The organism is Nocardia sp. NPDC051833 (assembly GCF_040681225.1).
Taxonomy (GTDB): domain Bacteria; phylum Actinomycetota; class Actinomycetes; order Mycobacteriales; family Mycobacteriaceae; genus Nocardia.
The window spans coordinates 109,423-132,386 of the sequence record NZ_JBFAYK010000005.1 but is presented as its reverse complement, the minus strand read 5'-3'; the positions used below and the strand labels follow the sequence as shown (position 1 = coordinate 132,386).

Genomic DNA, 22,964 nt, shown 5'->3' with positions numbered 1-22,964 from the left:
CGCTCAGGCGGGCCCGAGGACGACGGCGGCGTTGTTGCCGCCCATTCCCATCGACAGTTTCACCGTCGGCCCGCCGGTCATCGGAGCCGGGCCGTCCAGCAGCCGAGGGTGGGCCGGCGCCACGATCGGCGCCGAGGCGGCGATGCCGCGGTCGTAGGACAGGGCGATGGTGGCGACCTCGACGGCAGCGGCCGCGCCCTGGCAGTGCCCGGTGAGCGGCTTGAGCGCGGTGATCGCGGGGCGGTCGGCGAACACGGTGGTCAGCACGTCGCGTTCGGCGGCGTCGCACTGGCCGGTACCGGTGCCGTGGACGTTGACGTAGTCCACGTCGGCCGCCGCGATCCCGGACACGGCCAGCGCGCGCTCGGTGCAGCCGATCAGCTGGGTGTGGTCGGGGTCGACGGAGACGACATGGAACGCGTCGTTGGTCATCGCGCCGCCGAGGACCCGGGCGTACGGGCTGTCGACGGCGTCGGTGAGCAGCATCGCCACCGAGGCCTCGGCCATCGTGAAACCGAGCGAGCCCTCCTGCAACGGCCTGCACGCGGTGAACGGGTCGGCGGCACCGACCGCGGCACCGAGCCGGACGAAGTGTTCGAGCATCTCCGGGGTCGCCGAGACGTCGGTGGCGACGCACAGCACGTCGTCGACCAGGCCGGCCGCGCGCCACATTTGCGCGGTGAGCAGGGCCGCGGACCCGGTGCTGCAGGCCGCCGAGACATTCATCGCGGGCCCGTGGAAGCCGAATTCCTGCATGATCACCGAGATCGGGGTCGACGGCAGCATCCGCAGGTAGTCGCGGGATCGCCGGTGCCCGTGGTCGGTCAGGTAGAACTCGCGCCAGTCGGCGACGTCACCCAGGGTGAACCCGTGCACGAGACCGACGGTCCGCCCGGCCGCGCGCCAGCCGCGCGCCCGCGCGTCGGCGACGGCCTCGGCGGCCGCCGCGTGCACGGCGCGCCCGAACAGGCCAGCACCGTGGGCGAGATCACCGCCGTCGGGGATCCGGCCGACCCAGGCGTGCTGGTCCCGTTCGGGGCCGTACCCGGGATAGAGCCGGGCCGACGGCTTGCCGCCCAGGACCCCCTGCCACAGCGCTTCACGGCCCCAGCCGAAGGCGGAGACAACACCGATCCCCGCGATCGACATAGAATCGAGACGGTGGACCATGCCGCCAGGACGCATGTCCGGTTTCACATCGCTCCTCGCGGATCTGATCGAGGGTCACCACCATAGTCCTGTTCGCCGTCGCCAGACCAGGTCGAGATCGGGGGTATCGCAGTGGGAGAAACCAATACGGACGCGGCGAGCGCCGAACAGCTCGCCCAGCGGTACCGCTCGCTCGTCGAACACACGCCCGACGCGATCTGCGTGCACGAGGCGGGCACCGTCGTGTTCGCCAACCCGGCCATGGTCCGGCTGCTCGGCGCGGAAACTCCCGATGACCTGCTCGGACAGCCCATCACCCGGTTCGTCCACCCCGAGTCGATTCCCGCCATGCTGGACCGGATCGCCCAGCTGACCGCCGAGGGTGCCGCCTCCCCGCCGACCGAGATGGATCTGGTGCGCTTCGACGGCCGCACGGTGCCGGTGCAGACCGTGTCGGTTCTCACGGCGTGGCAAGACGCACTCGCCTACCAGGTGGTCGTGCACGACCTGACCGCCCAGCGGGCCGCGGAGGCCTCGGCGCGCCGGGCGGAGGCGCATTTCACGACGGTGGTCTCGCAGCTGGAGGAGGGCGTCCTCGTCGTCGACCCGCGCGGCCGCGTCGAGTCGATCAATCCGGCGGGCAGGCGGATCCTCGGCATCGACGACGCGACGCCGGTGATCGGGCACGTCATCGACGAACTGCCGCTCGCCCTGCTCGACCGCAACGGGCAGCCGATGTCCACGGCCCGGCATCCGATGGCGCACACCCTGGCGACCGGTGAGGCCGTCACCCAGTTCATCTTCGGCGTGGAGCGCACCGACGGGCAGCAGGTGTGGCTGTCGTGCAACTGCCGGCTGCTCAACCCCGACACCCCGCATTCCTCCGGCGTGTCCTCCTTCGCCGACATCACCGAGTTCCGCGCCAGCAGGCGCCAGCTCGAGTACCAGGCCACCCACGACGCGCTGACCGGGCTGGCCAATCGCTCGCTGATCCTGTCCCAGCTCGCGGCCGCGCTGGCCGACGAGGACGGCAGCCTGGTCACCACCGTGCTGTTCATCGACCTCGACGGTTTCAAGGCGATCAACGACACCCTCGGCCACGCGATCGGCGACACGGTGCTGCAGATCGTCGCCCAGCGCCTGCAGCGCGCGCTGCGCGCCGAGGACCTGGTCGGCAGGCTCGGCGGCGACGAGTTCCTGGTCCTGCTGTCCGGGCATCCGGACCGCGCCGATCTGCCCGGCCTGATCGAGCGGCTGCGGACCACGATGGCCGAGCCGATCATCGCCCGCGGACACCGGCTGGAGGTGAGCGCCTCGATCGGCATCACCGAGCTGGGACCGCACGAACACCGCACCCCCGAGGCGGTCCTGCACGACGCCGACCTGGCGATGTACCGCGACAAGCCGTCGGGTCATCGTGAGCTCGGTCTCGGTCAGAATCGTCGATCGAACAACACCCACGCGTCCTGACAGACTGGTCGGCGTGATCATCGAACAAGCGGTGCTGCCCGTTCGCCCCGGTCTCGCCGCGGAGTTCGAGGCCGCCTTCGCCGAGGCCGCCCCGATCATCGAGTCGATGCCCGGTTTCGGCGGGCTGTCGCTGTCGCGGTGCGTCGAACGGCCCGACAGCTACCTGCTGCTGGTGCGCTGGGAGCGGCTGACCGACCACACGGAGGGTTTCCGCGGATCGCCGGAATATCAGCGCTGGCGGGCACTGTTGCACCACTTCTACGACCCGTTTCCCGTGGTCGAGCACTTCACGCCGATCGTCGGTGACGATCTGTTCGCCGAGTAGACTCGACAACTCTGTTCTCGCCGGTGACAAAGGAGTCCTGTTTTGCCCGACCGCCTCGCCGATGATCGCGCCGCGGAACAGCAGTACCTCTCGGTGCTCTACGACCGGCTCGACGGCATGCGCGACTACGCGCAGAACCGGCTGAAGACCGTGCTGCTGGAGACCGGCGGCACCCCCCAGGCGCGCAGTGAGCGCGAGTCGTTCACCCAGCTCTACAGCGAGGACCTGGCCAAATACGACGCCGCCGAGCACGGTCTGTGCTTCGGCCGGATCGATCTGGACGGCGACGAGCCCGAGGCCCGCTACATCGGCAGGCTCGGCATCCTCGACGAGGACAACGACTACGAGCCGCTGCTGCTGGACTGGCGCGCGCCACTGGCCCGCCCGTTCTATCTGGCGACCACCGCCAACCCCGAGGACGTGGTCCGGCGCAGGCACATCCGCTCGCGCAACCGCGCGGTCACCGCCATCACCGACGAGTACCTCGACCTGCGCGCCGCCGAGCGCGACGGCGCGGTCGGCACCGACGACGGCGTCGGCGGCGAGAGCGCACTGCTGTCGGCACTCAACGCCGCGCGCACCGGGCACATGAACGACATCGTCGAGACCATCCAGAGCGAGCAGGACGCGATCATCCGCTCCGAGCACAAGAGCGTGCTGGTGGTCCAGGGCGGGCCGGGCACCGGCAAGACCGCGGTCGCGCTGCACCGCGCCGCCTACCTGCTCTACACCTACCGCCAGCAGCTGGCCAAGAGCGGCGTGCTGATCATCGGCCCGAACGCCACCTTCCTCGACTACATCGGTCAGGTGCTGCCCTCACTCGGTGAGACCGGCGTGCTGCTGTCCACCATCGGCGATCTGTACCCGGGGGTGAAGGCCGTGCGCGAGGACACGCTGCGCGCCGGCGAGATCAAGGGCTCCCTCGACATGCTCGAGGTGCTCAAGCAGGCGGTTCGCGACCGCCAGGAGGTGCCGGGCGAGCCGGTGCGGCTCACCTTCGACGGCTACCCGGTGACGCTGGATCGCAAGATCGCGACCAAGGCCCGTGGCCGGGCCAGGTCCTCGCGCCGCCCGCACAATCTGGCCAGGCCGATCTTCGCGTCCTCGGTGATCGACGCGCTCACCGACCAGCTGGCCGCGACCATGGGCGCCGACCTGTCCGGCGGGACCAGCCTGCTCAGCTCGGCCGACCTCACCGAGATCGGCGACGAGATGCGGTCCGACCCGCAGGTCCAGGCCGCGATCAGCGCGCTGTGGCCGATCCTGTCCCCGCAGGAGGTGCTGGCCGATCTGCTGGCCGATCCGGCCCGGCTCGATCGCGCCGCCAAGACCCTCAGCCCCGAGGACCGGGCCGAGCTGGTCCGCACCGACGACGGCATGTTCGGCGCCGCCGACGCGCCGCTGCTCGACGAGCTGGCCGAGCTGCTCGGCGTGGACGACACCGAGGAGCGCGAACGCGCCCGTCGCCGCTGGCGTGCCCAGCTGGCCGAGGCGCAGGACGCCCTCGACATCCTCACCGGCTCCGCGCCACAGGACATCGAGGACGAACTCGACCCCGAGATCCTCATGGCCTACGACCTCATCGACGCCTCCCAGCTGGCCCAGCGCCAGGAATTCGGCAACCGGCAGACCACCGCCGAACGCGCCGCGGGCGACCGCACCTGGACCTACGGGCACGTGATCGTCGACGAGGCGCAGGAGCTGTCGCAGATGGCCTGGCGCATGGTGATGCGGCGCATCCCGAACCGGTGGATCACGGTGGTCGGCGATGTCGCCCAGACCGGCGACCCGGCGGGCGCGTCGTCGTGGCAGCGGGTGCTGGAACCCTATGTGGCGCAACGCTGGAAGCTCACCGAGCTGACCGTCAATTACCGCACCCCCGCCGAGATCATGGCCGTCGCCGCCGACGTGCTGGCCGCCATCGACCCCGGGGTCCAGGTGCCGCGTTCGGTCCGCGAGACCGGCAATCCGCCCCGCGCGCACCGGGTTCGGCCCGCCGAGGTGGCAGGCGAACTGGCGCGTCTGCTCGAGGCCGAGCACGGTCCGGGCACCAGCGCGATCCTCGCGCCCGCCGCGCTCGTCCCCGAACTGTCCCCGCTGGCCGGGGAATCGGTGCAGGTCCTGACCGTGCACGACGCCAAGGGCCTCGAGTTCGACCGCGTGTACCTGGTGGAGCCCCAGGCGATCCTGGACGAATCACCGCGCGGCCTCAACGATCTCTACGTCGCCCTGACCCGTGCGACCCAGCGCCTGGCCGTTGTGCACACCGAGGACCTGCCCGAGGTGCTGTCCGCGCTCGGCTAGGCGGACCGCCGTTCTGTCGGGCGTCGTCGGGGTGGGCGCCGAGGCCGAACCGGCGCGTCTTCAGGCCCTGCCAGGCTCGGCCAGCAGGCCGGTGACCAGCGCATCCAGACCGGTCGCGTACGTGCTCACGGCGTCGAATTCGGTCCAGCGGGAACCGACTTCGGCCAGCCGCGGCATCGTGTCGGGGTCCAGGTTCGCGAAGACCTCGGCGCGATAGGTGGGGCCCTGCGCGGCACGGCGAGCCGACCGGCCGGTGACGATCAGATCGCCCGCGGTGTAGTGCCAGATGGCGCGGTACACGGCCACCGCGCGCTCGATGCCCAGTCCCGCGGCGACGGCGGCGTCGATGATGGTCTCGGGCACCCACAGCGCCGAACGGCCGAACAGATCACCGTTCACCAGCACCTCCACGATCCACGCGTGCGCCGCGAGCGCGTCGTGCATCGCGGTGGCGGCCACCAGGATGCGCTGCCGGGGATCGTCGGGCAGCGCGGGCCAGACGATGCCGTCGGCGTAGTCGTCGAGGAGCAGCCGCAGCAGGTCGTCCTTGTCGCGGACGTGGTGGTAGAGGGCCATCGGAGTGCACTCCAAGGCACCGGCGAGCCTGCGCATGGTCAGTTTCTCGACGCCGTCGGCCTCGATCACCGCGTGCGCGGCGGCGACGATGTCGGCGCGGGACAGGCGCGCGGGCCTGCCGGTGCGCGCTGGCTGCGAGGACGGAGTCGGCATAGGTCCATCTTGACCCATCCGGCGGCGTGGGTATGGACACGGGGCCGCCGCTGCGGTTAGTTTTTATACATGTATAAAAACACCTCGCCGCCGCATCCCCGCGCCGTGCTCACCGCCGTGGGTGTCGCGCAGTTCATGGTCGCCCTCGATATGGCCGTGGTGAACGTCGCGCTGCCCGCCATCGGGGACACGCTCGGCTTCGCGCCGCTCGACCTGGCCTGGGTGGTGCACATGTACGCCTTGACGTTCGGCGGATTCCTCCTGCTCGGCGGCAGAGCGGGCGATCTGTACGGCCGACGCAGGTTGTTCACCGTCGGGCTGATCGCCTTCGGGATCGCCTCGTTGGCCGGCGGACTCGCACAGGCGCCGTGGCAGCTGGTGGCCGCGCGTGCCGGGCAGGGCATCGCCGCCGCCGCGGTGGCCCCGGCTGCCCTGGCGACCCTCACCACGGCGTTTCCCGAAGGACCCGCGCGAATCCGGGCGCTCGGCGTGTGGGGCGGAGTCAACGCGGCGGGCGGCGCGCTGGGCGTCCTCGTCGGCGGCCTGCTCACCGAGTACGCCGACTGGCGCTGGGTGATGCTGATCAACCTGCCGATCGTCGCGGTCGCGCTGCTCGCCACGGCCGCCGGTGTGCCCGCCGACCGGCCGCCGAACGCGGCCGATCGGCTCGATATCGTCGGCGCGGTGCTGGCGACCGGCGGCGTCGGCTTGCTCGCCACCGGCATCATTCGCACCGATCGGCACGGATGGATCTCCGCCGAGACCGGCGCGACGCTGGCCGCGGCCGCGGCGCTGCTGATCGGCTTCGTCGTCGTGGAACGGCGAGTTCGCCACCCGCTGGTGCGGGTCGGGCTGCTGCGTAACCGGTGGGTGCTCGGTGGCAATCTGTTCGTCCTGTGCGCCGCCGCAGGCCAGTTCTCGGCGTTCTACCTGGTCTCGCTGTACATGCAGCGCGTCCTGGGCATGAGCGCGGGCGCCACCGGCGCGGCCTTCGTCCCGTTCTCGCTGTGCGTCATCGCCGGCACGGTGGTCGCGACCCGGATCGGGACCCATCGATCCCCGCGCCCGCTCCTGATCGGCGGCGCGCTGCTGACCGCGACGGGGATCGGCTGGTTCGCGTCGATCAGCCCCGACGGCGGTTTCCTCGCCGATGTCCTCGGCCCCTCGATCATCGGCGGTTTCGGGCTCGGCCTGTGCCTGGCGCCGGTCGCCGCGGCCGCCGTCACCGCCGTCGCGCCGGGCGAGGCCGGGATGGCCTCCGGCGTGTTCAACAGCGCCCGCCAGCTCGGCGGCAGCGTCGGCGTCGCGGCGCTGGCGACCTTCGCCGCCGCCCGGTCCGGTGCGGGCACCGATCCGGCGGCACTCACCAGCGGCTACGCCTTCGCGCTCGGAATCGGCGCCCTGCTGTTCGTCGCGGCGGCCGCGATCGCCGCCCTCGTTCTCCCCGGCTCCGCCCGCACGAAAACCCCTGTCCGCGAGGACCTTCCCGCGGCAGCACAGTGAAAGGAACACCGATGTCCCCCATCGATCTGTTCGACCGCGCCCTGCGCTTCCGGCCCGAAGGCACCGTCGAATCGGGCGAGCGCCGGATGGCCGCCGACGACGGCGGCTGGCAGCTGGCCGCCTTCCACGTCGAGTCCGACGCCGACGTCCACGCCGACCACTGGGAGATGCATCCCGCCGGCGACGAGGCGGTGTGCTGTCTGCGCGGCGCGCTGCGCCTGTACCTGCGCCCCGCGGAACCGGGCGCACCGGAGACCGCCGTGCGGCTGACGGCGGGCACCGCGTTCCTGGTGCCGCGGCACCACTGGCATCGCATCGAACTCGACGAGCCGTCCGACATCATGTCGATCGGATTGCGCGGCGGCACAAGGCAGGAGCCGGTCCAGCGCTGACGCCGTAAACACTCGGGGGCGCTGCCGAAGCAGCGCCCCCGAGTGTGGGATCGAGCGGGACTAGCGAACGGTGTGCACGATCAGCACGTCCGAGCGCGACTTGCGGGCCACGTCCGAGGGCACCGAGCCGAGCAGGCGGCCGGCCAGGGTGTTCAGGCCCCGGTTACCGACGACCAGCAGATCGGCCTTGGTCTCGTTGACCAGGTCGAGCAGCGAATCGACCGGCTCGCCGACGATGGCGCGCTCGACGATGTTCTTCGCGCCGGCGGCCACCGCCTTCTCCCGGGCTACGTGCAGGATCTCGTTGGTCGGCGCCGAGCCACGCACCTGGTAGGCCTCGTCCTTGAGCACGTCGGCCGCGGCGGCGACGTCGCGATCGTCGGTCGGGAAGTAGGCACAGGCCAGCACGAGAGTCGCGTCCGCGTCGCCGGCGAGCGCTGCGGCCTTCTCCACGGCGACGTACGACGAGTCCGAGCCATCAGTACCGACGACAATGGTCCGGTAGGCGGTCATCTCTCCTCCAACTTGGTCGGTGCCAGCACCGACCAACCCGGGAATCGAGCGTCAGCGCGGCAATTGGGTCGACCCTAACGCCAAAACAGGCCGATTTATCGACAAATCGCAACAGATCACATCGGGAGTGTTGGCGCCGGTGGGCGCCGTGCCGGTGGCCTTCGCGACAGTGGCGAAGAGTCACCTGCGGCGATCAGACCGCGACTCGGGAAAACTGTGGTCTATCACAAGACAATCAACGTGCCTGCGCGGCTGGGACTTTGCTCACATCAGCCGGAAAAGCTGGGCAGCCCGCAGGCGGCGCTTCCGGTACCGGTGGACGGCGCGACCGTCACCGTGGCGGGGACTATCCACCGGGTGCTGATCCCGGCGACTTTCGCCGTCACTTCGTGCGTTCCGGCGGCGGCGGGTCGCCAGGTCGTGGTGGTGGTGCCGATGGCGGGCACCTCGACGGTGCCGATCACCGCGCCGTTGTCGTAGAAGGTCACGTCGGCGCCGGAGTCACTGCTGCTGTACCCGACGACACCGACCGCGGTGACCGTGTACGAGCAGCCGGCTGTGTGATCGGAGCCCGCGACCGCGACGTGCTGGGTCGCGTCGGCGTGCGCGAACGGCGCGATCAGCGCGGCCGTGGCCAGGACCGTGGCGATTCCGGAGCCGGCCAGACCGAGCCGGGTGGTCCGGCGGAAAGTTGTTGTCACCGTTGATGTCCTCACTCTCTCGCGGCAGCGATCGCCGCGAATGCGGTGAGACTATCGACGGACAGCACCGTTCCCAGTCGAAACAACGATATTTCACATACCCGAATTCTGGGGTCTCGACACCTGTCAGCGCGGTGCGCTCGCCGCGCTCGCCTGCGCTTTACGCGCGTATTCCCACGGCGACATCCCGATCTCGGCGGTGAATTCCCTACTGAAATGTGCCTGATCGAAATAGCCGAGGTCGGCGGCCAGCGTCGCCAGATCCGGCTTGTCGCCGCGCGCCAGCAGATCGGCGGCATCCTGCAACCGGAATCGGCACAGCACCCATTTCGGCCCGGCCCCGACATAGCGGCGAAACAACCGCTGCAACGTCCGGATGGGAACCGCGAAGCGCTCGGTCACCTGGTCGACCCGGGTGAGCACGGGATCGGCCGCCATCGCGGTGACGATGCGCGAGACCAGCGCGTAGTGCGGATCGTCCGCGCGGCCCCGCCCGGCGAAGAAATCCTCGACGATCGACACCCGCGCCGCGTCGGACGGCTCGGCCAGCACCCGGTCGGCCAGGCCGGCGGCGGCGGGCAGCACCTCGGCCAGCGGTGCCGAATCATCGCGCAGCGCACCGACATCCCCGCCGGTGAAGGCGCCGAACCCACCGGGCCGGAACCGGAGACCGAACGTCTCGCCCTCGCCGTCGAGCTCGCGCACGTATTTCGTGGTACTCACCCCGTTGACGAATCCGCCGGTGCGCAGGCTGCTGCGCTCGAAGGTGACATTCACACACGGGAACGACAGCACCTCGGCGCGATAGGCCGGTTTTCCGCGCAGATCCCAGCGCACGACCCAGTACCGATCGGCGAACTCGGCCAGCGCGGGGCCGACCGCCAGCCGGTCCAGCGATCGATGTCGGGCCTGCTCCCCCGGATGCAGAATGCCCTTCACATCGGCCGGGTCCGGTGCCGTCATCGGATCTGTCGCTTTCTTACAAGATCGGCCGACGCCGCCCGACCAGGATCGAGGACATGACCAATCCCGTTGCGCCCATTCCGGAGGGCTACCACTCCATCACCTGTTTCCTGGCCGTGCCGGACGCCAACGCGGCCATCGATTTCTACACCGAGGTGTTCGGCGCGAAGCTGCTCAGCCGGGCCGACCTGCCCGACGGGCAGGCCGCCCACGCCGAGCTGCTGATCGGCGATTCGACCCTGCAGCTCGGCATGCCCATCCCCGACAACAACGTGCGCGCACCGCTGGACTGGGTACACACCTCGATCGTGCACTACTGCCCCGACGTCGACGCCGTGGTCGCCCGCGCGGTCGCCCACGGTGCCCGCACCGCCGAGGAGCCGCAGACCTTCGTCAACGGCGAGCGCTTCGGTGTGGTCATCGACCCGTTCGGCCACCGCTGGGCGGTGCTCACCCGGGTCGAGGAGATGTCGCGTGAGGAAGCCGACCGCCGGATCGCCGCCTGGATGGCGGAATCCGCGTAGCGGCCCGCGCCGCGGGACCTGGCTGGGCGGCATGCTCAGCTCAGGCCCGCGGCGTCCATGCCGCGGAGTTCCTTCTTCAGATCGGCGATCTCGTCGCGCAGGCGCCCCGCCAGCTCGAACTGGAGCTCGCGGGCGGCGTTCATCATCTGGTCGGTGAGGGAGGCGACCAGATCCGCCAGCTCGGCGCGCGGCATGGACTTCACATCGCGTTCGGCGTAGATGCCCGCGCTCACCGCGCGGCCCGGCTCGCCCTGGGCACGCCTGCCGCGGCTGACATTGCGGCCCGAGCCACCGACGGCGACCTCGTCGTCGGCCTCCAGGTACACCTGGTCCAGGATGTCGGCGATCTTCTTGCGCAACGGCTGCGGATCGATGCCGTTGGCCGTGTTGTAGGCGACCTGCTTGGCACGGCGGCGATCGGTCTCGTCGATCGCGTGCCGCATCGAGTCGGTGATCTTGTCCGCGTACATGTGCACTTCGCCGGACACGTTGCGCGCCGCGCGGCCGATGGTCTGGATGAGGCTGGTGCTCGACCGCAGGAAGCCCTCCTTGTCGGCGTCGAGAATCGCCACCAGCGACACCTCGGGCAGGTCGAGACCCTCGCGCAGCAGGTTGATGCCGACCAGCACGTCGTACTCGCCCAGGCGCAGCTGCCGCAGCAGCTCCACCCGGCGCAGGGTGTCGATCTCGGAGTGCAGGTAGCGCACCCGCACGCCGAGGCCGAGCAGGTAGTCGGTGAGGTCCTCGGCCATCTTCTTGGTGAGGGTGGTGACCAGCACGCGTTCGTCGCGCTCGGTGCGCTGACGGATCTCGTGCACCAGATCGTCGATCTGGCCCTTGGTCGGCTTCACCACCACCTGTGGGTCGACCAGACCGGTCGGGCGGATGACCTGCTCGACGACCTCGCCACCCACCTGACCCAGCTCGTACGGACCCGGTGTCGCCGACAGGTACACCGCCTGACCGATCCGGTCGGCGAACTCCTCCCAGGTCAGCGGGCGGTTGTCGACCGCGGACGGTAACCGGAAACCGAACTCGACCAGGTTGCGCTTGCGCGACATGTCGCCTTCGAACATGCCGCCGATCTGCGGCACCGTGACATGCGACTCGTCGATGACGAGCAGGAAGTCGTCGGGGAAGTAGTCCAGCAGGGTGGCGGGCGCCGAGCCGGCCGGGCGGCCATCGATGTGACGCGAGTAGTTCTCGATGCCCGAGCAGAACCCGACCTGGCGGATCATCTCGAGGTCGTACTCGGTGCGCATGCGCAACCGCTGCGCCTCGAGCAGCTTGCCCTGCTTCTCCAATTCGGCCAGCCGCTCGGCCAATTCGGCCTCGATATCGGCGACCGCGCGCTCCATCCGCTCCGGCCCGGCGACGTAGTGGGTGGCGGGGAAGATGCGCAGCGAGTCGACCTGGCGCACCACGTCACCGGTGAGCGGGTGCAGGTAGTACAGCGCCTCGATCTCGTCACCGAAGAACTCGATGCGGACCGCCAGCTCCTCGTAGGACGGGATGATCTCGACGGTGTCGCCGCGCACCCGGAACGAGCCGCGGGTGAACGCCATGTCGTTGCGGGTGTACTGCACGTCGACGAGCAGGCGCAGCAGCGCGTCGCGGTCGATCTCGCCACCGACCTCGAGCTGCACCGAGCGGTCCAGGTAGGACTGCGGGGTGCCGAGGCCGTAGATGCACGACACCGAGGCGACCACGACCACGTCGCGCCGCGAGAGCAGGCTCGAGGTCGCCGAGTGCCGCAGGCGCTCGACGTCGTCGTTGATCGAGCTGTCCTTCTCGATGTAGGTGTCGGTCTGGGCGATGTACGCCTCGGGCTGGTAGTAGTCGTAGTAGGAGACGAAGTACTCGACCGCGTTGTGCGGCAACATCTCCCGCAGCTCGTTGGCCAGCTGCGCGGCGAGGGTCTTGTTGGGCGCCATCACCAGCGTGGGCCGCTGCAGCTTCTCGATCAGCCACGCGGTGGTCGCCGATTTACCGGTGCCGGTGGCACCGAGCAGGACGACGTCCTTCTCCCCCGCGGTGATCCGCCGCTCCAGCTCGGCGATGGCGGCGGGCTGGTCGCCGGCAGGCCGGTGCTCGCTGACCACCTCGAACTGCCCGCCCGCACGCTCGATGGTGCCGACGGGGCGGTGCTCGGAATGAGCCAGCGGGTGCCCCCGCTCCTCGTACCCTTCCGTCGGGATCTCGGTTGCGAATGCCATGTCCACCAGGTTAGGCCCGACCACCGACAAGTCGCGCGGACAGCCCGCTCACCGGCGCCGATCCGGCGACACACCCGCGCCACGCCGGGCCGCCGCCCGCCGCCCCGGTGTCGTTCGGATGAACTTCTGCTCATCGAGAAATCCGCTCACCTGCGCGAACGCCGCGCCACTCGGCGCACCGCAGCATCGTGGCGACCACGCGCCCGCGACCACATCGCCTGGTCGGGCCAGTGCCCGCGATCGACCGGCGGCGGCCCGGCTACTTCGGAGCATACCGGCGTGATGTCCGAAAAGTCCCATGTCCCAAGGGTATTCACAGCGCTGTGGTCCAGCAGACACGGTGCGCGAGGCGCATCCGGGCGTACCCTGAGCTGATCATCGGCACGTGGTGAAGGACAAGGCCATGAGCGCACTGCTTCCTCTGCTCGTCGCGGCTCCGGCGGTCACCGGATTCGCGGGATACTTCGCACGGGAGATCCGCGGCCCGCAGCCGCCCCCGGTACCGACTCCCACCACGCCACCGCCGGGCCGCCCCCGGATCGAGTTCTTCGACGTGGCCGAACTCACCAGCACCGACGCCAAGGGCTATATCCGGCCCGTCGACCGGTACGAGGTGCAGCCGTGGGGCATGTACCTCGCCCGCACCGTCGACCGGCCGCGCGGCCGCTACGAGGAGTCCTGGCTGCTGCCGGGACCCGCCGTGCGCGCCACCATCGAGCACGACCGCCCCGGCCACCACCGCAGCCACGACTACGTCCTCGACATCGTCGAATTCGTCCAGGTCGGCCCCAAGCGCTGGAAGGCCACCGACTACTTCCTCGACGTCGCCGTGCGCCGCGGCCGGTCGGCCACCCTGCGCGGCGCGAGCGAGCTGCTGGCCGCGCACGCCGCAGGCCACGTGGACACCGCGCAGGCCGATCGCGCCTTCGAACGGGCCGCGGCCGTCCTCGACGGCCTCGCCGCCAACGACCACGACGTCGAGCAGTGGCTGCGCTCGCGGGAGATCACCCTGACCTGGATGTGAGCGCGGCGGGCCGGTCACCGGTAGATTTTCCGGTCATGACGCAGGCATCCACCGTGCACGTGCACCCGCCCAAGATCGAATACTTCGATGTCGCGGCGCGGACGAACACCGATCCGAAGGGATTCGTCCGGCCGGTGGAGGTCTACCGGGAGGAACCGTGGGGCCTCTACATGGGCAGGCACTCCGACCATCCGAACTTCCACTACCTGGAGTCGTGGGTGCTGCCCGAGCTGTCGCTGCGGGCGACGAAGTTCCACCACAACCCGGGCGTGGAACGCTGGCAGGACATCTACGTCGACGTCGGGTCGTTCACCAGGGAGTCGGCCACGCTGTGGAAGTCGGTCGACCACTACCTGGATCTACTGGTGCGCACCGGCCGGGAGGTCGAACTGGTCGACATCGACGAACTGCTGGCCGCGCACGCCGATGGCCTGCTCGGCGCGGCGGACTGCCAGGCCGCGATCGAGCACGCGACCGCGGCGATCGACGGGATGGCCGCGCACGGGCACTCGCTCGAGGCCTGGCTGGCCACCCGGGGTATGACGCTGACCTGGCGCTGAAATAACGACACCGCCGGCGACCCTCGGTAGCGAGGTCGCCGGCGGTGTCGTCGTTCGGAGCGGGATCAGCCGGCCGACAGGCTCGGGAACAGATCCGCCAGACCGCCGCCGCAGCCCGCGCTGCCGGTCGCCGGCGCCTGGGCCACGGTGACGGTGATCGAATCACTGATCAGCAGCTGGCGCGCCTCGAGCTTGTGCTGACCCGCCGTGGTGGGCTTCCAGGTGGTGCTCACCGTGCCCGAGAGCAGCGACGGCGACACCGTGGCGATGTCGACACCGTTGTCGGTGAACTTCACCGAGGTCAGCCGGTCGACCTCGACGCTGGCGGTCAGCTTGTAGCTACAGCCGACCTTGTGGTCGCTGCCCGCCACCGTGACGTTGCCGACCCAGGCGGAGGCCTGCGGGGCGGCCAGCACGATACTGGCGGCGACGGCGCCGAATGCGGTGACGCCGAAGCCCGCACGGCCGAACTGACGGTGATGTGTTGTCATACGCGCTACAACTTCCCTGTGAACCGAGTCACCGGCTGGTGACTCGGCACAATGTACCCAGCGCGCGACACCCCTCGGCCGCTTTTTGAAACATTGATGTTTAACAGATTGGTCTCGGTCAGACGCGCGCGCGAGCCCAGTCGGTGACCACCGGATACACCGCGTCGAACCACGGTTCCTGCACCGCGTAGTACGCCTGGGCGGCCGCCTCTCCGGCCTTGCCCGCCGCCGCCTGCTCGGCCTCGCGCTTGATCACCAGGTACGCCGCGCGCGCGTCCTCGTCGGCGCGCAGCCAGTCCCGCAGCTCGAGGGCGAACCGCTGGCCGGGCGAATCCTGCACGCGCAGATGGATGTTCGCGGGGCGGGCGGGATCGGCATTGCCGTGCAGGCGCTTGCCCCAGCGGGCCAGGTCGGTGCCGTCGGGATCACCGGGGGTCGGCTTCGGGTTGTCGTGGGTGACTCCGGGCGCGGGCGGGAACCCGGCCCCGGCGAGCGCGTCGGCCAGCGACTCGGCGGTGGCCAGGTCGGCCACCGTCACCTGGATGTCGATGACGTCCTTCGCGGGCAGGCCGTGCACCGCGGTGGACCCGATGTGGTCGATCCGCACCGCCGACGCGCCACACGCCAGGTGCAGCCGCGCGATGATCCGGCGGGCCTGCGCGGCCCAGTCCGGGTCGGCGGGCACCAGCCGATACGCGGCCTCGGCGCGGATGCCCTCGCGCTGATTGCGCTCGAACGGCACCAGCCGCTCGGTCCACAGCGCGCGCACCCGGTCCTCGACGATCTCCGGGGCGCCGTTGTTGTCGAGCCACACGTCGGCGACCGCGTGCCGCTGCTCGTCGGTGGCCTGGGCGGCGATCCTGGTGCGCGCGTCGGCCTCGGCCACGCCACGCTGCTCGACCAGCCTGCGCAGCCGGGTCTCGACCTCGGCGCCGACCACCAGGACCAGCTGCATAAGCGGGGCCAGCCCGTTCTCGACGAGCAGCGGAATGTCCTGCACGACGATCGCCTGCGCGGGCGCGGCACCGATCAGCTCCGCGGTCCGCGCGCCGACCAGCGGATGGGTGATCGCGTTGAGCTTGCCCCTGGACTCGTCGTCGGCGAAGGCGACCGCGGCCAGCGCGGGCCGGTCGAGACTGCCGTCGGCGGCGAGGATGTCCGGCCCGAACGCCTCGACCAGCGCGGACAGTCCCGGCGTGCCGGGGGCGACGACCTCGCGGGCGATCGCGTCGGAGTCGATCAGCACCCCCCCGCATTCGACCAGGGTCCGCGCCACTGTGGATTTACCCGCTCCCATGCCTCCGGTGAGGCCGATCCGCAACATGGGGCCCAGTCTCGCAGACGCCGCGCCGCCCGGTCCGCGCCATCGGATTCTTTCCGACACGCCCATGCGCCGACCGGCGCAAATCCGGGGTCGGGCGAGTCGCGTGGATTAATGTTCGCGCTGGCGAGAATGCCGACAGCAGCTACCGAAGGATGAGCATGGGCACCACAGACCACCGGACGGCTCGCCACCGCCTGGGAATGCCCGGCGGTGTGCATTGCATCGAACACCCCGCTGTCGCGGCGACTCTCGCCGAATACCGCCGATCGTGGTTCACCGCCCTGATCTCCCCCGCCCGGCACAGCTTCGCCGCGATGCGCAAACGTCCCAGCATGGCCGCCGCCGCGGGCTACTGGGTCCCCGCCGCCGCGAGCTGACTTCCCGCGACCGCGCGCAACGGGCCCGGCGACGAATCGCCGGGCCCGCGCCGTGTCACACCCCGACCGGACCGCTCGGCGCGCGTCTGCCGCCCGGCTGCTGCGTCGGCATCGCGTTCGGCGGCACCGGGTAGGGCGCGCCCTGACCGAGGGTGCCCGCCGCGATGTTCGGCCCGCACTGCGCGACCGCCGCGTCCGCCTTGGGTCGCGGGTCGGGCAGCACCGGCCTGGCGGCGTTCGGCGCGGCCGCGAAATCGAAGGTCGAGGTCATGTCCCCGGTGACGCCGCGCCGCCACGCGGTCAGGTTCGGCACGTCGACCCCGAACCTGGTTTCCAGCAGCCGCAGCTGCGAGGTGTGGTCGAAGGTCTGCGAGGCGACCAGCCCGCCGCGGCTGTAGGGCGAGACGACCAGACAGGGCACCCGGTAGCCGAGACCGATCGGCCCGGCGATCCCACCCGCGGCGGGCACCCGGTCCAGCGGCACGGTCAGGAACTCCCCCGCCGTGCCCGGCTGCGGGGTCGGCGGAACGACGTGGTCGAAGAAGCCACCGTTCTCGTCGTAGCTGATGATCAGCGCGGTCTTCTCCCACACCGCCGGGTTCGAGGTGAGGATGTCGAGCAGCTGCACGATCCCGACCGCGCCGAAGGCGGCGGGCAGGGCCGGATGCTCGCAGTGCAGCACCGACGGCACCACCCAGGACACGGCGGGCAGGGTGTCGTTCGCGACGTCGGCCTGGAAGTCGTTGGGGTACACCGGCGCGATGCCCCGCCGGGCCAGCTCGGAGTTCGGGTCGGCGGCCTGGGTGAAGCAGCCCATCATGCCGTCGAGGATCATCGAGGACGCCGGACCGACATCGCGGTTGCTGTAGATCTTCCAGCTCACGCCCGCCTCGGACAGGTTCTCCGGGTAGGTGCGCCAGCTGTAGACGTTCTTCGGGATCAGCAACGGCGTCTCCACCAGCGGACCACCGGCCAGCCCGTCGGGATCGATGGTGGCGCTGACCCAGTACAGCCGGTTGGGATCGGTCGGGCCGAGCACCGAGCAGTGGTAGTTGTCGCAGAGCGTGAACGCCTGCGCGAGCTCGGTGTGGATCGGAATGTCTTCCGGCAGGTAGTAACCCATCGCCGCGGGCGCGTTGGCGGGCCCGACCGAGGCCACCGACATCGGCATCCAGCCGTCGTTGCGCCCGTCGTTGAACGCCTTGTGCATGCCCGGCCAGGTGTGGTCTGGGTCGTTGATGCACTCACCGTCCAGGGTGGCGCCGCGGGTGGTGTCGAGCCGGAAGGGCTCGACGAAACCGTCCGCGGTGGGCCCGATTCCGGGCGACCAGCCGTACTGACGCCACGCCGCCGACTCCTCGCCGAAGCCGCGCACCCCCGACAGCGTGCCGAAATAGTGGTCGAAGGACCGGTTCTCCTGCATGAGCAGGACGAAATGCTCGATGTCGCCGAGCCCGCCCATTCCGGCCGGATCGGCGGCGAAGGCGCGGTCGATGATCGGATTCGCCCAGGTGGCAAGCGTTCCCACAGCGCCGGCGGCCATCGCTTTGGCGAGGAACTGACGCCGGTTGAGGCCGGCGAAGGGACCAGAACTCATGTCGATGGAGCACCTTTCCCGAAGGGGGGATGGAGCGATCGGCGCCGACACTACTCCACCCGACCTGGGAAAAGGCCGAAGGCCCCGGTCCGTGTGGACCAGGGCCTTCGGTACTGCTCTACCCGAATCAGGCGTTGCCGGAGAGCTTCTCCCGCAGAGCCGCGAGCTGGGCGTCGCTGGCGAGCGAACCACCGGCGGACTCGGCCGGGCCGGAGGTGGCCTGCGAGCCGCTCTCGGAGGAGTAGTTGCCCGAGGTGGCACCGCCGTTGGCGGCCTCGGCGGCAGCGTCGGCTGCCATCTTCTCCATCTGAGCGGTGTGCATCTTGTGGCGACGCTCGGCCTCGGCGTAGCGGCCTTCCCACTCTTCACGCTGCTTGTCGAAGCCCTCGAGCCATTCGTTGGTCTCGGGATCGAAGCCCTCGGGGAAGATGTAGTTGCCCGCATCGTCGTAGCTGTCGGCCATGCCGTACTTCGACGGGTCGAACTCGGCGTGGTAGTCCTCGTTCGCCTGCTTCAGCGACAGCGAGATCCGGCGACGCTCCAGGTCGATGTCGATGACCTTGACCATCGCGTCGTCGCCGACGGCAACGACCTGGTCCGGGACCTCGACGTGGCGCTCGGCCAGCTCGGAGATGTGCACCAGGCCCTCGATGCCCTCTTCGACGCGCACGAACGCACCGAACGGAACCAGCTTGGTGACCTTGCCCGGCACGATCTGACCGATCGCGTGGGTGCGGGCGAACTGACGCCACGGGTCTTCCTGGGTGGCCTTGAGCGACAGGGAGACGCGCTCGCGGTCCAGGTCGACGTCGAGAACCTCGACGGTGACCTCGTTGCCGACCTCGACGACCTCGGACGGGTGGTCGATGTGCTTCCAGGACAGCTCGGAGACGTGCACCAGGCCGTCGACGCCACCCAGGTCCACGAAGGCACCGAAGTTGACGATCGAGGAGACCACACCCTTGCGGACCTGGCCCTTCTGCAGCTGGTGCAGGAACTCGCTGCGGACCTCGGACTGGGTCTGCTCGAGCCAGGCGCGACGCGACAGGACCACGTTGTTGCGGTTCTTGTCGAGCTCGATGATCTTGGCCTCGATCTCCTTGCCGACGTACGGCTGGAGGTCGCGGACACGACGCATCTCGACGAGCGAGGCGGGCAGGAAGCCACGGAGGCCGATGTCGAGGATCAGGCCGCCCTTGACGACCTCGATGACGGTGCCCTTGACGGCCTCGTCCTTCTCCTTGAGCTCCTCGATCGTGCCCCACGCGCGCTCGTACTGCGCCCGCTTCTTCGACAGGATCAGGCGGCCTTCCTTGTCCTCCTTGGTGAGAACCAGGGCCTCGACCTCATCGCCCACGGAAACGACCTCATTGGGGTCGACATCGTGCTTGATGGAGAGTTCGCGGGAGGGGATGACGCCTTCGGTCTTGTAACCGATGTCGAGCAGGACCTCGTCACGATCGACCTTGACGATGGTTCCCTCGACGATGTCGCCATCGTTGAAGTACTTGATCGTGGCGTCGATGGCGGCGAGGAAATCCTCGGCGGAGCCGATGTCGTTGACGGCTACCTGCGGCGAGGTGACGGTGGTGGGCATATGTGGATTTGCTCCGGACGGATTGTGGTCGGTTGCGGACATTGGAACTTTCGGTACGCTGCGAGATCACCGCGACGAGGCGACGAAGGATACCGGGTAAGTATCGCACGGACCGCCACACTTGCTGGTGATCGAACTCAGCACGGGCGACTCCGTCATCGGATACCGTACGCATTCAACCCCGGCGCACAGCGCTCCTCGAAAGACACTCGCGTGCCTCAGCGTACGCGACCCCTGTCCAGCCGGGCAAACCACCCCCTCCACCCCGCGGATACCCTGATCGCCGTGTCGGACGACGAACGCCATGCGCAGGCCAACGCGCTGCTGGGAACCACCGCGACCACCCGGACCAAGATCGGTTCGGCGGACAGCGAACGCGCGAGCAGGCGCTGGTGGGACGCCGACGCCGACCAGTATCACCAGACCCACGCCGACTTCCTCGGCGTCGATTCCCCCGAGGGCGAGTTCGTCTGGTGCCCGGAGGGCCTGCACGAGGGCGATATGGGCTTCCTCGGCGAGCTGAGCGGCAAGACCGTGCTGGAGATCGGCTGTGGTTCCGCGCCGTGTTCGCGCTGGCTGGCGGGCCAGGGCGCCTATCCGGTCGGCCTCGATCTGTCGATGGGCATGCTCGAGCGGGGCGTGGCGGCGATGGCGCGGGGTGGGCCGCGGGTGCCGCTGGTCCAGGCCGGCGCCGAGGCGCTGCCGTTCGCCGACGCCTCCTTCGACCTGGCCTGTTCGGCCTTCGGCGGGGTCCCGTTCGTCGCCGATTCCGCGCTGGTGATGCGGGAGGTCGCCCGGGTGCTGCGGCCGGGTGGGCGCTGGGTGTTCTCGGTGAACCACCCGATGCGCTGGATCTTCCCCGACGATCCCGGCGCGGACGGCCTGGTCGCGCGCATCCCCTATTTCGACCGGACGCCGTATGTCGAGGTCGACGGCGACGGGGTGCCGACCTATGTCGAGCACCATCGCACCATCGGTGATCGGGTCAGGGAGATCGTCGGCGCCGGCCTGACCCTGCTCGACATCGTCGAACCCGACTGGCCGGAGTGGCTGGACCGGGAGTGGGGTCAGTGGTCGCCGCTGCGCGGGGAGATCTTCCCCGGCACCGCCATCTTCGTCACCGAGAAGCCGGGCGCCTAGAACTCGGGCAGCGCCGCGAAGCCGGGGTCGACCCGCACGTTGGGCACGGTCTCGGCGATCCAGCGGCGGGCCCTGGTCAGGGCGTGCTCGGGGAACACGGCGTCGAAGCGGACGTCGTCGGACAGGAGATAGGGCAGGCGCCCGCGCAATCCCGGCGCGTACGGGTGCGGCGGGCACATCTCGGCGCGGTGGACCTGCGCGCCGATCGAGGATTCCCGCAGCCCGGGCACCCCGGTCTCCGGACAGATGATCTGGAACACCGCGGAGCACCGGTCCTTGGGCACCACGATCGACGCGGCGAAGACGAGCTCGCCGCGCGGCCCCGGCAACTGTGTCTTCTCCACCCGCAGCAGCGCGGGCAACTGGTCGACCCAGACCACGAACGCCTCGATCAGACAGCCGGTGCGGGCGTGGTGCTCGGCCAGCCGCCTGCGCAGCCGCGGCAGATCGTGCAGCCGGGCGGGCAGGTCGGGCGCGCCGTCGACATAGGTCAACGCGACGACATCACGAGTGGCCGGATTCCCCCAGGTCGTGTTGTCCAACTGCTGCATTCCAGGAATGTCGAACGAGATGGGCACCGGGACAACTTACCGGCGCGGACGAGTTCGGTTGTCCCCGTGCGCGGTAGAACGTGCCGCTCAGGCGGAAATACGTGCTTCGACCAAGTCGACCAGCCAGGATTGGTGACCGATCACCACCGCGCGGCTGCGCGGGGTGGCCAGCACGGGCGCCAGCGCGGTCCGGAACGCCTCGGCGGTGGCGCGGTCGTCGAAATCGAGGTCGACGAGGACGCGGGCCGGGTCGCCCTCGACGCGGCCGACGCGGTAGGTGCGCACGCCGTGCTCGGCTCGGAAGCGTTCGTACTGGTCGAAGGCCGCCTTCCAGGTGTCGTAGTCACGCACGGTGTTGTCGATGTGCAGGGTGGTGGTCATGGTCGCCTCCGTTGCTCGATGGAATACATCGAGTGTCGGCCCGATCGATGCCCCGCCGACATCCCTGATGCTGGGGGTTTTCGCCGTAGACTGAGCCGGTGCCGAGCGCCTTGGCCGACCGGGTGAGCCGGCTGTGCCGTGCCGATCACTCCGCCAAACGACTGCGCGAGCTCGTGTTGGCCGAGATACGGCTGTCGATGCCGTTCACCGGCCATGTCTTCGCGCTCACCGACCCGGTCACCGCGGTCGCGACGGCCCCGCTCGCCGATGTGCCCGGCCTCGATCTGGCGCGCCTGCCGGACCTGATCCGGGCCCGCTATCTCACCCCGCTCAATCGCTGGGACACCCTGCGCGGCACCGGCGCCCACTCCCTGCTCGAGGCCACCGACGGGGAACCCGACCGCTCGCTGCTGTGGCGCACCGCCCAGCGGGCCCTGGGCGTCACCGACTCGGCCACCGTCACCTTCGCCGATCGCTACGGCTGCTGGGGATTCCTGGAATTGCTCCGGGTCGACGAATCACCGTTCACCAGAGGCGAACTCGCCGCCCTCACGGCACTCACGCCCGCGATGTCGACCGCGCTGCGCGCCACGGTCGGCGCCGGGTTCGTCGAATCCGACGCGCAACTGCCACCGCTGGGTCCCGCGGTCGTCCTGCTCGACGACGACCTGCGCGTGCGCTCGCAAACCGCGGCCGCCGCCGCGTCGCTGCTGCGCCTGCTCCCGCCCGACGAACCCGTCCCGCCGGTCCCCGCCTCGGTCTACAACGCGGGCGCCGCGCTGCTCGCCGCCGAGGCGGGCACCCCGATCGGCCCCGCCTCGGCCCGCATCCACCTGGGCGGCAACCGCTGGCTCACCGTGAAGGCCGACCGTCTCGGCGACCACGACATCGCCGTCGCCCTGGAACCGAGCACCGCCACCGAACGCCTGGACCTGTTCACCCGCGCCAACGGCCTGTCCACTCGCGAATCCCAGGTCCTCACCCTGCTGGCCACCGGCCTGGACTCCCGCGAACTGGCCGCCGAACTCGTCCTCTCCGAACACACCGTCAACGACCACGTCAAAGCCATCCTCGCCAAGTCCGCCACCCGCACCCGCCAACGCCTGCTCACCCGCGTCCTCGGCATCACCTGA

23 protein-coding genes are annotated in these 22,964 nt (G+C 70.0%); 11 read left to right on the top strand and 12 right to left on the bottom strand.

The annotated features are described in order from the left end of the window. Positions 1-3 precede the first annotated feature (3 nt). Positions 4-1,149, bottom strand: a complete 1,146-nt coding sequence (locus tag AB0L91_RS31425) for a beta-ketoacyl synthase N-terminal-like domain-containing protein (RefSeq protein WP_365016174.1) — start codon at positions 1,147-1,149, stop codon at positions 4-6. Between the two features lie 132 nt (positions 1,150-1,281). Here AB0L91_RS31425 and AB0L91_RS31420 point away from each other — a divergent pair, with 132 nt between their 5' ends. The 3 genes from AB0L91_RS31420 to AB0L91_RS31410 are packed head-to-tail and all read left to right on the top strand — an operon-like array spanning position 1,282 to position 5,248. Further along, a complete protein-coding gene (locus AB0L91_RS31420; protein ID WP_365016171.1) occupies positions 1,282-2,619 on the top strand; it encodes a diguanylate cyclase in 1,338 nt (445 codons plus the stop codon). Between the two features lie 13 nt (positions 2,620-2,632). Next, on the top strand, positions 2,633-2,944 hold the full coding sequence (locus AB0L91_RS31415) for an antibiotic biosynthesis monooxygenase (RefSeq protein ID WP_365016169.1): 312 nt from the start codon (positions 2,633-2,635) through the stop codon (positions 2,942-2,944). 42 nt (positions 2,945-2,986) lie between these two features. Beyond that, complete coding sequence (locus AB0L91_RS31410) at positions 2,987-5,248, top strand: 3'-5' exonuclease (protein WP_365016167.1); 2,262 nt, start codon at positions 2,987-2,989, stop codon at positions 5,246-5,248. Between the two features lie 60 nt (positions 5,249-5,308). Here the strand turns inward: AB0L91_RS31410 and AB0L91_RS31405 are convergent, their stop codons facing one another. Further along, a complete protein-coding gene (locus AB0L91_RS31405) occupies positions 5,309-5,977 on the bottom strand; it encodes a TetR/AcrR family transcriptional regulator C-terminal domain-containing protein (RefSeq protein ID WP_365016165.1) in 669 nt (222 codons plus the stop codon). Between the two features lie 69 nt (positions 5,978-6,046). Between AB0L91_RS31405 and AB0L91_RS31400 the strand changes: the two genes are divergently transcribed. Together AB0L91_RS31400 and AB0L91_RS31395 are read left to right on the top strand one after the other, a co-directional pair. After that, entirely contained in the window at positions 6,047-7,480 is a 1,434-nt protein-coding gene (locus AB0L91_RS31400; RefSeq protein ID WP_365016163.1) for an MFS transporter, read from the top strand. A gap of 11 nt (positions 7,481-7,491) precedes the next feature. Then, positions 7,492-7,872 (top strand): cupin, encoded by a 381-nt coding sequence (locus tag AB0L91_RS31395; protein WP_365016161.1) that lies wholly within the window; start codon positions 7,492-7,494, stop codon positions 7,870-7,872. Positions 7,873-7,932: 60 nt separating this feature from the next. Here the strand turns inward: AB0L91_RS31395 and AB0L91_RS31390 are convergent, their stop codons facing one another. The 3 genes from AB0L91_RS31390 to AB0L91_RS31380 form a co-directional block, all read right to left on the bottom strand. Next, complete coding sequence (locus AB0L91_RS31390) at positions 7,933-8,385, bottom strand: universal stress protein (RefSeq protein ID WP_355281567.1); 453 nt, start codon at positions 8,383-8,385, stop codon at positions 7,933-7,935. Between the two features lie 269 nt (positions 8,386-8,654). Continuing rightward, positions 8,655-9,086, bottom strand: coding sequence for a hypothetical protein (locus AB0L91_RS31385; RefSeq protein WP_365016158.1), 432 nt, complete (start codon positions 9,084-9,086; stop codon positions 8,655-8,657). 126 nt (positions 9,087-9,212) lie between these two features. Beyond that, positions 9,213-10,049 (bottom strand): helix-turn-helix domain-containing protein, encoded by an 837-nt coding sequence (locus AB0L91_RS31380; protein WP_365016156.1) that lies wholly within the window; start codon positions 10,047-10,049, stop codon positions 9,213-9,215. A gap of 56 nt (positions 10,050-10,105) precedes the next feature. On the opposite strand from AB0L91_RS31380, the gene AB0L91_RS31375 reads away from it, so the two are divergent. Then, positions 10,106-10,573, top strand: coding sequence for a VOC family protein (locus tag AB0L91_RS31375; RefSeq protein ID WP_355281559.1), 468 nt, complete (start codon positions 10,106-10,108; stop codon positions 10,571-10,573). Between the two features lie 35 nt (positions 10,574-10,608). Here AB0L91_RS31375 and uvrB read toward each other — a convergent pair whose 3' ends face one another. After that, the gene (uvrB, locus tag AB0L91_RS31370; RefSeq protein WP_365016154.1) at positions 10,609-12,789 is read right to left on the bottom strand and encodes an excinuclease ABC subunit UvrB; all 2,181 of its coding nucleotides are present in this window, start codon (positions 12,787-12,789) and stop codon (positions 10,609-10,611) included. A gap of 403 nt (positions 12,790-13,192) precedes the next feature. Here uvrB and AB0L91_RS31365 point away from each other — a divergent pair, with 403 nt between their 5' ends. After that, a complete protein-coding gene (locus AB0L91_RS31365; RefSeq protein WP_357350394.1) occupies positions 13,193-13,813 on the top strand; it encodes a hypothetical protein in 621 nt (206 codons plus the stop codon). 35 nt (positions 13,814-13,848) lie between these two features. Continuing rightward, positions 13,849-14,373, top strand: coding sequence for a DUF402 domain-containing protein (locus AB0L91_RS31360; RefSeq protein ID WP_357350392.1), 525 nt, complete (start codon positions 13,849-13,851; stop codon positions 14,371-14,373). A gap of 65 nt (positions 14,374-14,438) precedes the next feature. Here the strand turns inward: AB0L91_RS31360 and AB0L91_RS31355 are convergent, their stop codons facing one another. After that, a complete protein-coding gene (locus AB0L91_RS31355; RefSeq protein WP_357350390.1) occupies positions 14,439-14,864 on the bottom strand; it encodes a hypothetical protein in 426 nt (141 codons plus the stop codon). A gap of 118 nt (positions 14,865-14,982) precedes the next feature. Continuing rightward, complete coding sequence (gene coaE, locus AB0L91_RS31350) at positions 14,983-16,188, bottom strand: dephospho-CoA kinase (RefSeq protein ID WP_365016152.1); 1,206 nt, start codon at positions 16,186-16,188, stop codon at positions 14,983-14,985. Positions 16,189-16,346: 158 nt separating this feature from the next. Between coaE and AB0L91_RS31345 the strand changes: the two genes are divergently transcribed. Further along, positions 16,347-16,565: a hypothetical protein gene (locus tag AB0L91_RS31345; protein ID WP_218716679.1), complete on the top strand. Its 219-nt coding sequence runs from the start codon at positions 16,347-16,349 to the stop codon at positions 16,563-16,565. 55 nt (positions 16,566-16,620) lie between these two features. Here AB0L91_RS31345 and AB0L91_RS31340 read toward each other — a convergent pair whose 3' ends face one another. Both AB0L91_RS31340 and rpsA read right to left on the bottom strand, forming a co-directional pair. Beyond that, on the bottom strand, positions 16,621-18,162 hold the full coding sequence (locus AB0L91_RS31340) for an alkaline phosphatase family protein (RefSeq protein ID WP_365016150.1): 1,542 nt from the start codon (positions 18,160-18,162) through the stop codon (positions 16,621-16,623). Between the two features lie 127 nt (positions 18,163-18,289). Next, on the bottom strand, positions 18,290-19,759 hold the full coding sequence (gene rpsA / locus AB0L91_RS31335) for a 30S ribosomal protein S1 (protein ID WP_355284686.1): 1,470 nt from the start codon (positions 19,757-19,759) through the stop codon (positions 18,290-18,292). Positions 19,760-20,044: 285 nt separating this feature from the next. On the opposite strand from rpsA, the gene AB0L91_RS31330 reads away from it, so the two are divergent. Next, positions 20,045-20,899 (top strand): class I SAM-dependent methyltransferase, encoded by an 855-nt coding sequence (locus tag AB0L91_RS31330; RefSeq protein WP_355284688.1) that lies wholly within the window; start codon positions 20,045-20,047, stop codon positions 20,897-20,899. On the opposite strand, the gene AB0L91_RS31325 is transcribed toward AB0L91_RS31330, so the two are convergent. Both AB0L91_RS31325 and AB0L91_RS31320 read right to left on the bottom strand, forming a co-directional pair. Next, the gene (locus AB0L91_RS31325) at positions 20,896-21,450 is read right to left on the bottom strand and encodes a hypothetical protein (RefSeq protein ID WP_357350383.1); all 555 of its coding nucleotides are present in this window, start codon (positions 21,448-21,450) and stop codon (positions 20,896-20,898) included. The genes AB0L91_RS31330 and AB0L91_RS31325 overlap by 4 nt on opposite strands. A gap of 87 nt (positions 21,451-21,537) precedes the next feature. Beyond that, positions 21,538-21,831, bottom strand: coding sequence for a hypothetical protein (locus AB0L91_RS31320; RefSeq protein WP_365016147.1), 294 nt, complete (start codon positions 21,829-21,831; stop codon positions 21,538-21,540). Positions 21,832-21,929: 98 nt separating this feature from the next. Between AB0L91_RS31320 and AB0L91_RS31315 the strand changes: the two genes are divergently transcribed. Further along, positions 21,930-22,964, top strand: coding sequence for a helix-turn-helix transcriptional regulator (locus tag AB0L91_RS31315; protein ID WP_365016145.1), 1,035 nt, complete (start codon positions 21,930-21,932; stop codon positions 22,962-22,964).